This is a genomic window from uncultured Nostoc sp., assembly GCF_964247315.1.
Lineage (GTDB): Bacteria > Cyanobacteriota > Cyanobacteriia > Cyanobacteriales > Nostocaceae > Nostoc.
Window position 1 is genome coordinate 1 of sequence record NZ_CAXTTT010000207.1, and the last position, 8,142, is coordinate 8,142.

General features: G+C 41.0%; 8 protein-coding genes. 5 read left to right on the top strand and 3 right to left on the bottom strand.

What is annotated here, in order from left to right; translation table 11 throughout:
* Positions 1 to 409: 409 nt before the first annotated feature.
* Both ACFE93_RS33335 and ACFE93_RS33340 read right to left on the bottom strand, forming a co-directional pair.
* Complete coding sequence (locus ACFE93_RS33335; protein WP_375480196.1) at positions 410 to 1,003, bottom strand: hypothetical protein; 594 nt, start codon at positions 1,001 to 1,003, stop codon at positions 410 to 412.
* A gap of 114 nt (positions 1,004 to 1,117) precedes the next feature.
* Positions 1,118 to 1,684: a DUF6658 family protein gene (locus tag ACFE93_RS33340; RefSeq protein WP_375480198.1), complete on the bottom strand. Its 567-nt coding sequence runs from the start codon at positions 1,682 to 1,684 to the stop codon at positions 1,118 to 1,120.
* Positions 1,685 to 2,025: 341 nt separating this feature from the next.
* Here ACFE93_RS33340 and ACFE93_RS33345 point away from each other — a divergent pair, with 341 nt between their 5' ends.
* Complete coding sequence (locus ACFE93_RS33345) at positions 2,026 to 2,946, top strand: lysylphosphatidylglycerol synthase domain-containing protein (protein ID WP_375480200.1); 921 nt, start codon at positions 2,026 to 2,028, stop codon at positions 2,944 to 2,946.
* 12 nt (positions 2,947 to 2,958) lie between these two features.
* Here the strand turns inward: ACFE93_RS33345 and ACFE93_RS33350 are convergent, their stop codons facing one another.
* Complete coding sequence (locus ACFE93_RS33350; protein WP_375480202.1) at positions 2,959 to 4,272, bottom strand: hypothetical protein; 1,314 nt, start codon at positions 4,270 to 4,272, stop codon at positions 2,959 to 2,961.
* Positions 4,273 to 5,397: 1,125 nt separating this feature from the next.
* On the opposite strand from ACFE93_RS33350, the gene ndhL reads away from it, so the two are divergent.
* The 4 genes from ndhL (at position 5,398) to ACFE93_RS33370 (ending at position 7,768) form a co-directional block, all read left to right on the top strand.
* Positions 5,398 to 5,610, top strand: coding sequence for an NAD(P)H-quinone oxidoreductase subunit L (ndhL, locus tag ACFE93_RS33355; protein ID WP_375480204.1), 213 nt, complete (start codon positions 5,398 to 5,400; stop codon positions 5,608 to 5,610).
* Between the two features lie 26 nt (positions 5,611 to 5,636).
* Positions 5,637 to 5,948 (top strand): DUF3007 family protein, encoded by a 312-nt coding sequence (locus ACFE93_RS33360; RefSeq protein ID WP_375480206.1) that lies wholly within the window; start codon positions 5,637 to 5,639, stop codon positions 5,946 to 5,948.
* Between the two features lie 88 nt (positions 5,949 to 6,036).
* Entirely contained in the window at positions 6,037 to 6,864 is an 828-nt protein-coding gene (gene trpA / locus ACFE93_RS33365) for a tryptophan synthase subunit alpha (protein ID WP_375480208.1), read from the top strand.
* Between the two features lie 235 nt (positions 6,865 to 7,099).
* Positions 7,100 to 7,768: a heterocyst differentiation related protein gene (locus ACFE93_RS33370; RefSeq protein WP_375480210.1), complete on the top strand. Its 669-nt coding sequence runs from the start codon at positions 7,100 to 7,102 to the stop codon at positions 7,766 to 7,768.
* Positions 7,769 to 8,142 lie beyond the last annotated feature (374 nt).

Here is an 8,142-nt window from a genome sequence, read left to right on the forward strand (position 1 = left end):
CTTTTTGGTTATGGCCTTGGGTTGGCCCCCCCCAATAAGCCCCCCCCAAAGGTTGGGGTGTGGCATTTTGGGTGAGGACTCCCCTTCTCCCAAAATTGGGAGAAGGGGTTGGGGGATGATGGCAAGTTTTGCATTCGTGCAAGAGGTATATTGTAAGCGGAGCGAAGCAATCCCAGTCTTCATGAGATTACTTCGCTCCGTATCCTTGTCTACGTTCGCGGAGCATGTCGTAGACAGAGGCTGCGCTAACGGGAACACTAAGGGCGAACGCAATGACTAATCAGCACTGCGTAAGTCCTGCCTACTTAAAACTAAAACAAAGCCTGTCTACGCAGGCTTTGTTTAGGTAGCCCCAGACTATAAGTCTGTGGGCGCTTTCAAATTTTTACAAGAAATTAGATGACTAATTTCAATCAACTGCCCTCTTCACTGCATTACCTGCATCGTCAGCTGTGCGCTGAACATTTTTACCAGCATCTTCTGCCCCACGCTGAACATTTTTTGTCACGTCTTCAGCAGCATTTTGGGTGTTACCCTTGATATTTTCAATTCCTCGCTGAGTTCCCTTAACAACACCTTTGCGAACTTCTTCAGCTGAACTGCCGATATCTTCACCCAGGTTCTTCACTCTTTCGCCAAGTGGTGTACCTTGTTTGTAATTTTCACCATATTGCCCTGGGCTGTCAGCTCCTTTCTGGTCAATATTTTTTTGAGCATTTTTTACCAGCGCATCAGATCTATCATTAGCTGCCTTTTCATCTAATCTGCCTCTGGGTTCTACATCACTAAAGTTATTTATTCCACCAGCAGGAGAAGAGAGAGGATAATCTTTTGTGGGATCGTATCGTTTGGAATAAGGTGATTGAGCGTCAGGCTGTGGTGGTTGTGTTGCTATTCCTGGAGCACCACAGGCTTGTGTCAGAAATAAGAATATTCCTGCTAAAAAAACAGTTAAAACTTTCAAGGGACGAATGTTTCTCAGCCAAGTCATTGCTTTTTTCATAGTTCTCACTCCTTGCATTTTTGTGACTAGTTAAACTTCAACCAAGATAGCATTTGCAATCTATTTCAAATCTCAAGTATTTCAAATCTCAAGCATTGAGACAAAATAAGGCTTCTATCTGCCTAATGCCGGATTTTTTTGTAATTCCGGTCTAGCACCCGCTTCATCTGCGTTGCTCTTCAAAAAGCCGGAAGCTTCTTCAACAGCCTCTTTTACAGTCTCAAGACGATCTTTGACCCGATCTCCTACATTTGCTTCATTCTGAATCAAACCACCGGGTTCAGGCTGGCGGAAGTTTTTATCTGTGATGATTGGCAGTTCTGCTTCTTTCTGGACTCGACCTGCTGGTGTCTCGCCACCAGGATAAAGTATCTCGGATTCTCCATTTGTAGCAATCAACAATTGCGAACTTGGTTGTAAGCTAGCTTGGTCGCGTCCCTGATTGGCTTTTGGGTTTGTTATTTTCGGATCGGTGGACATATTGTTGTTGGTATAATTGTCTCCACCATTCTTATAAGGATTGTTTGCTCCGCCAGCTTGTACAGCAGGATTTTGTGGATTTGCACCTTGAGCATTTGCTCCAGTACAAGCAGTGCTAACTATCAACATTAGTCCAGCTAAAAAGATAGTTAATATCTGGCGCAATTTTATTTTTTTCAAGAATACTCTCACCGCGTTCACGTACTTCTCCTTACCAAAATATTAATAAGCTAATAGTTTGCTGAATTATTGGATTAGTCAGCAACTTATTGTGCTTGTGTTGGTTCCCTGACTTTTGATAACCTCTATTAAGGATATGAATAATAAAATTAACTTTACCTCTAGCGCAGGCCACATTTTTATTATTAATAATAGAATATTTTTATCTAACTGTAGAGAGATATAAAATAAAATAATATCCTTTTCAAAAAAAAACTACATAAACCTGTTTAATACTTCAAAAGCTTTGGATAGGTAGCTGATGTACTGTAATAGTTGAGGCATTCAGCTCTTGTTGCTCTAACCGTTAAATTACTAAATTAATGAAGCAATTTTTACGCTGGATAATTTTGGGGGGAACGCTGTTTTTTTTAGGGAAAGCTCTGAAGGATAATTGGATTGAGGTAACTGCTATCCGCATTGATGATGTAGGATGGGCAATTATGGCGATCGCTACAGGGGTAACATTACTAGCACATACTTGGGCAGGCTGGATCTGGACTTGGATTTTGCAAGAGTTAAATCAACCTGTATCATCTCCCCAATTCATCCAAGTTTACCTAAAAACGAACATCGCGAAGTATCTACCAGGTAATATCTGGCATCACTACGGACGAATTGTCGCCGCCAAAAATGCCAATATTCCTACTGGTGCAGCAACTTTGAGCGTTTTGCTGGAACCGTTACTCATGCTAGCGGCTGCTTTAATCGTTATTGTCTTATGCAGTAGCCAATTTGCAGCAGCGAATACTACCTTTGTTATACAAATACTACAATTTCTGAGTTTAGCTGTAGTCCTTGGTGCGATTCATCCGTGGTTTTTGAACCCCGTTATTCGTTTTTTGTACAAATTAAAAGCAAAAAAGTCTGCTGCTACCACTCAACCAACTATTCCCTTCAGTCTTAAAAGCTACCCTTTACGCCCTTTGTTAGGAGAAGTGGGCTTTATGGGACTACGTGCCACTGGGTTTATACTAACTATGTTCGCTCTGAGTTCGTTGAATGCGAATCAAATTCCTTTGTTATTCGGGGCTTTTAGTTGCGCTTGGTTATTGGGGTTTGTTATACCCGGTGCGCCTGGTGGGTTAGGTGTGTTTGAAGCGACTGCATATGAACTTTTACGACACCACTTTCCAGCTGCCTTAGTATTTAGTGCGATCGCTCTATATCGCCTTATTAGTATTCTAGCTGAAACTGCTGGTGCTGCCCTAGCTTGGTTAGACGAACGCGTTGCTAAATCATAAATCAGGCAAAACTTATTTTTGTCTATCTACCTTCATCTGTGAAAATACCCGATAACTATCCAGATTTAATTGCTGATTACTGCTTTGTTTTTCTTTTTCTATCTTAATCAAGTTATATTCTACATTTTCTGCATAAATGGCGAATGTGATATTAAAAACCTCGATAAAATTTATGACTCCTTTGCATTCCTCTTCCGAATATTTTTCGTAAAAACGAATCAAATGAGCAATCCGAGTTTCTAAATGTCTCCGGGAATTTTTACAAATCAAAATCATTTTTAATAGTATAATTACCAAGGTGAGAGCATGACCTTGGTTAATTAATAAGATAAATAATTGCGAAGGCTCCTTAGCATTTTTTATTGTAAAGTAATCAATTACTCGATTGCAGGTTCTCAAGAACAATTCTTTACTAATAACTTCTTGATTATAGTCCGTCTTCCATAAAGATAAACTATCTGCAAACTGCTGCCGCCAAGTCTCGATTAATTCTTGCTTTTCTACAGAAAAAAATAGATATTTTTCCAGATTGATTTTAAATTCCTTCAGAGTTTGATTTTCAGTTTGTTTGATAAATATATGGGCAATATTATCATGACTAAATGCACCTTTTTTTAAAACAATTATTTTTATTAAACGCAGAGCTTCGTCTCCCAAAATACTTGGATTTTTATAGCGTGTTGTGCTTGAGACAGCAGATTGAGAACGAGCAATATACATTGCTCGTTCAAACTTAAATTTGTCTTTTATTTGTTTAGAAAGCCTTCTAGCAGCCTCTTGTTGCTCTTTAGGGTTATTATTATTAACAGATTGATCGATCAATAAATAGGAAGTGTAGCGATTAGCCCAATGGCCTTTAGATGAATCTTCATATTTAGTAGCAAATAATTTCAGATCATTGTAATCTTTGCTATTAGCAAACTTCTCTAACCAGATTTTACAAGTTTTTACTAGTAGAGGATTATTGTCTTTGATTGTCAGATTTTCATTAACAAATAAATTAACTAAGTCTTGGATATATTTGTCTTTTCGGTTGGTTTTCCAATTATTAACAATGATGTAACAGCACCGCTTAAGTGTATTATATAATTCCTGTTCATTATCATCTAGAAAAATATTATATATTCCAGGTATATAATCGTAATCAAGACCGTCTATAAATAAACTTTTAAATTCACGTAAAACATCCTCTGGTGTCAATTTATTGACAATTTCCACAAAGAAACTATAAACCTCCTCTTGGGCAGTTTGTACATCTAATTGTTTAGAGTTAGACGTAACACAATGCGGATTTTCCTGACTAATTGATAAACGATTAGTGGTCATTTCAGTTATCAGGACAAAAAGGCTTCCTGTTCATATTATTACCAGCTTAACCTTGGCGAACAGGAGCATCAATCTATTCTTCAGAAATTCAGTCATCTTTTTACACAAATTTGATTAAAGAGGACTATAAATAAAGTATTAAAGACAACTTGTTTAAGTCTTCATCAAATAGTTCAGTGAAATTACTTATTTATCACCAGAAAAGACCATACATAAATATATAGATTATGGGCGAGTTTATCTATAGATTTAGATATAACCCGCCCATACGTTCTATCGAAGCTTTTCGGTATTTTAAATTTTTAGTGGGGGTGGAGGGACTTGAACCCACACGACCTTTTACGGTCAACGGATTTTCATTCTCCTGCAGTTTTCACTGCTACCTGATGACAATAGCCATCTCAGATTTTGAGAATTGGACTCTCCCTTTACCCTCGACTTAACGTTAGGGTAGCTCCCGTCGGGTCTCTGCACCTTCCGAACAGTTGATGAGTTAAAAGTTAGGAGTTATGAGTTTTAAATTTACTCAGCACTCAACACTCATGACTCAGGACTTTTTTCGGCTTGGCTCAGGATTGCCATGTCTGTCAACAGATTTAGGTTTCCCTGAGTTTGAGAGCTTCCACTTGAGGGATTTCTCCTTCAAGGCTCAATTATTTAAGTCCGTAGCGTCTACCATTCCGCCACACCCCCAAAGGTGTTTGGCAACTAGTGTAACTAGTTATTTTTTAGAGGTAGCAAATACCTCCTTATATATTCCACCATCAATTGTGTCTTTTGTCCAACTAGATTGAAAATATTTTTTCCAAATTGTGCGATCGCTTAAGAGATTTGGAAGTCTTCTTGCTTTTCTCGTAATCAATCTGGATAAGTTTTCGATTTTGTTTGACTAGAGCGTTTGTTTGCTAGTGGATTCACATAATAGCATGATATTAGCTTTTGTCATGAAATCCGTTGAATCGCCCACAGTAAAAGTACTCCAGCCCGCCAAAGCTGCGCTTTCGCCTCCCTATTAGCGGTTTCGAGGAATTCTGGCGCAGTTATGTTGAAAGCATTATGACTATACTTCTCTGAGTCTGTCTCTTCAGCCTATGATGGAAAACAGATGCTTAAGACTTGAAAGTTATGATTGTCGCCCTGCTATATCTGATTTTGGCTGGAGCTTACCTTCTAGTAATCCCCATTGCTGTCTTACTGTACCTGAAGCAGCGTTGGTATGTCGCTAGCTCCGTTGAGCGTGTCTTTATGTACTTTTTGGTGTTTTTCTTCTTTCCAGGTTTGTTGGTTCTATCGCCGTTTGCAAATTTTCGACCCCAACGGCGACAAATTCAAGTTTAACGACGATTAGGTAGGTCATAACTCTCATGCGACGGATTGACGCTATTGGAATTGGCTTGGGTGTTTTTATTGCCGGCGGCTTGGCATACTTAGGATTGCAGCTAGTTGGTTTGGATAATCAGAAAGCTGGTATATGGAGCCAAGTATTACTTGTTAGTGGGTTAGTTGGCTGGCTGGCCACCTATTTTTTCCGTGCGGTGGGACAAAAAATGACCTACCACCAACAGCGGGAACAGTATGAGCAAGACTTTCTGCAAAAGCGGCTAGACGAGCTTACTCCCGAAGAACTAGCACGAATTCAAGCCGAAATAGAAAAAGAAGAGCAATCTCAGGTGTAAAGTTATCATTGATGAGTCAAGAGTCCAGAGTTCAAAGTCCGAATTTTGAGCCTTGACCCTTGACTCTTGAACTTTGACACTTGACTAAATGACTGCGATTTCTGATTGCTTTGAAACTCTTGGGCACAATCGTGAGTGCGCTCTGATTCCGTTTATCACTGCTGGCGATCCAGATTTAGAAACAACAGCAAAAGCCTTGCAGGTTCTAGATCATAGTGGAGCCGACATTATAGAAGTGGGTATACCCTATTCCGATCCTCTGGCTGATGGCCCAGTCATTCAAGCTGCTGCTACCCGCGCCTTGCAAAGGGGTACGAAGTTAGAGCAGGTGCTAGAAATGCTGCAAGGGATTACTCCCAAATTGCGATCGCCGATTATTCTGTTAATCTATTACAATTCAATTTTGCACCGGGGGATTGAAAAATTTCTTGGGCAAATTGCTGCTGCTGGGGTCGCAGGATTGGTAATACCTGACTTACCTTTAGAGGAAGCAGCAGGCTTGCTCCAATCAGCTAGTGAGATGGGAATTGACGTAATCTTGTTGGTAGCTCCCACCAGTTCTGCTGAACGGATCGAAGCGATCGCTCGTTCTTCCCAAGGATTTATTTATTTAGTCAGCGTCACTGGAGTAACAGGGGTGCGATCGCAACTGGAAATCCGCGTGTCCGATTTACTCAAACAAATTCGTAGTGTTACTGATAAACCCATCGCAGTCGGCTTTGGCATCTCCGAAGCGGCCCAAGCCCGTCAGGTTATGGAATGGGGCGCAGATGGTGCGATCGTGGGTAGCGCTGTTGTCAAACGATTAGCCCAAGGAACACCAGAGCAGGGACTTTCGGCGATCGCCCAATTTTGCCAAAGTCTCAAGGCAGCTATCAAGAATACCAATAGCAGCACAAATACTCCTCTTGATTAGACCCAGAAAGTAGATTAAAAAAGATAACAGTGTAGTTTTTCTATCCTTATTTGGTAGACAATTTGACCATTATGGTCTTGAATATTAACATCAGATATGATGATGTAAAAAAACTAGCTGATAGAGTCGCTTATAGTTTGAGTATTATGTGAAATCAAGTAGGCATAATTTATGAGTGTGAGAGTGAGTCAGTCAAAAATGATTATAGTAACGTCGCGATCGAGGAGCAAAGGCGATGAGTGAGAGTATGGCATTTATCGGCGGGGTTGCCGTAGCTGGGCTGGCGGCTCTCGTATTGCTCAAAGGAACAAATACCCCCCTACAACCTAACTTCGCTGTTGCTCCACAAATCCCAGGTGTAGTCGCACCCCAAGGAATACAGCCACAAATGTATCCTTATGGGCCTTATGGGCAACCAATGTATCCCAACCAGGTTCAGCCACCGACTGGTACTAATACTGACCAGCGCCTAGAGATGGAGAAGTTGAACACGCAGATGCAGTTGGAGCGTTTAAAAAACGACAATGAACAACTAAAGTTGCAAAATCAACAACTCCAGGGCCAAGTCCAAAATTTCAATACTCAGCAGCAGTGGCAATTAGCCCAGCAGAATAACCAACAAAAAACAACAGCAACATTCCAGCCGCAAAATACTTGGTGGTCTTCACCCGTGCTTTGGGCTGTGGGAGGTGCAACTCTTACTATTGGTGGTGGTGTTGTTGTCGCTGGGGTATTGGCTTTATTCTCACCACGGCAGCGTCCAGCCCGTACTGTACAAGTTATTCACCCCTACCAAGGAAATACGCCGCCCTTGGTTCCAGTCCGTCGTGCTGAGTTTCTGCCTGCTTCGCGGATGGAAGCAAGACGAGTTGAAGCCCCAGAATACGACGAAATGCACGGATAGGGAAAATAAAACTACAGATAAATATCGTTTCCAGTTTATTCCTGGAAACGATATTTATTGGGCTGATGCTGCGAATTTGGGAGGCAGCAGCCCTGATTTAGCTATTCCTAGCCAGAAAATGGGAACAAGATGAACTCTGTTTACTAGACCTTTTGCATAAATCAAAAATAAAGAACCCCACCCTGCATTCGAGTAAAGCAAACGCTCCCCTCCTCAAGGCATCGGGACTACTGTATACACACAAGTCTGAAATAGCTAATTAACCAAGGTTTTACCCCACCCTAACCCTCCCCTTAGAAAGGGGAGGGAACTAGATTTGCTGTTTTCCCCCAATAAACGGGGGATTAAGGGGGTAATTCGACTTATGTGTACAC

What these genes read in the sequence shown, in the direction of transcription:
- ndhL (WP_375480204.1), top strand. Translation starts at nt 5,398, where the DNA reads ATGATTGTCGCCCTGCTATATCTGATTTTGGCTGGAGCTTACCTTCTA.
- ACFE93_RS33360 (WP_375480206.1), top strand. Translation starts at nt 5,637, where the DNA reads ATGCGACGGATTGACGCTATTGGAATTGGCTTGGGTGTTTTTATTGCC.
- ACFE93_RS33350 (WP_375480202.1), bottom strand. Translation starts at nt 4,272, where the DNA reads ATGACCACTAATCGTTTATCAATTAGTCAGGAAAATCCGCATTGTGTT.
- ACFE93_RS33345 (WP_375480200.1), top strand. Translation starts at nt 2,026, where the DNA reads ATGAAGCAATTTTTACGCTGGATAATTTTGGGGGGAACGCTGTTTTTT.
- ACFE93_RS33370 (WP_375480210.1), top strand. Translation starts at nt 7,100, where the DNA reads ATGAGTGAGAGTATGGCATTTATCGGCGGGGTTGCCGTAGCTGGGCTG.
- trpA (WP_375480208.1), top strand. Translation starts at nt 6,037, where the DNA reads ATGACTGCGATTTCTGATTGCTTTGAAACTCTTGGGCACAATCGTGAG.
- ACFE93_RS33335 (WP_375480196.1), bottom strand. Translation starts at nt 1,003, where the DNA reads ATGAAAAAAGCAATGACTTGGCTGAGAAACATTCGTCCCTTGAAAGTT.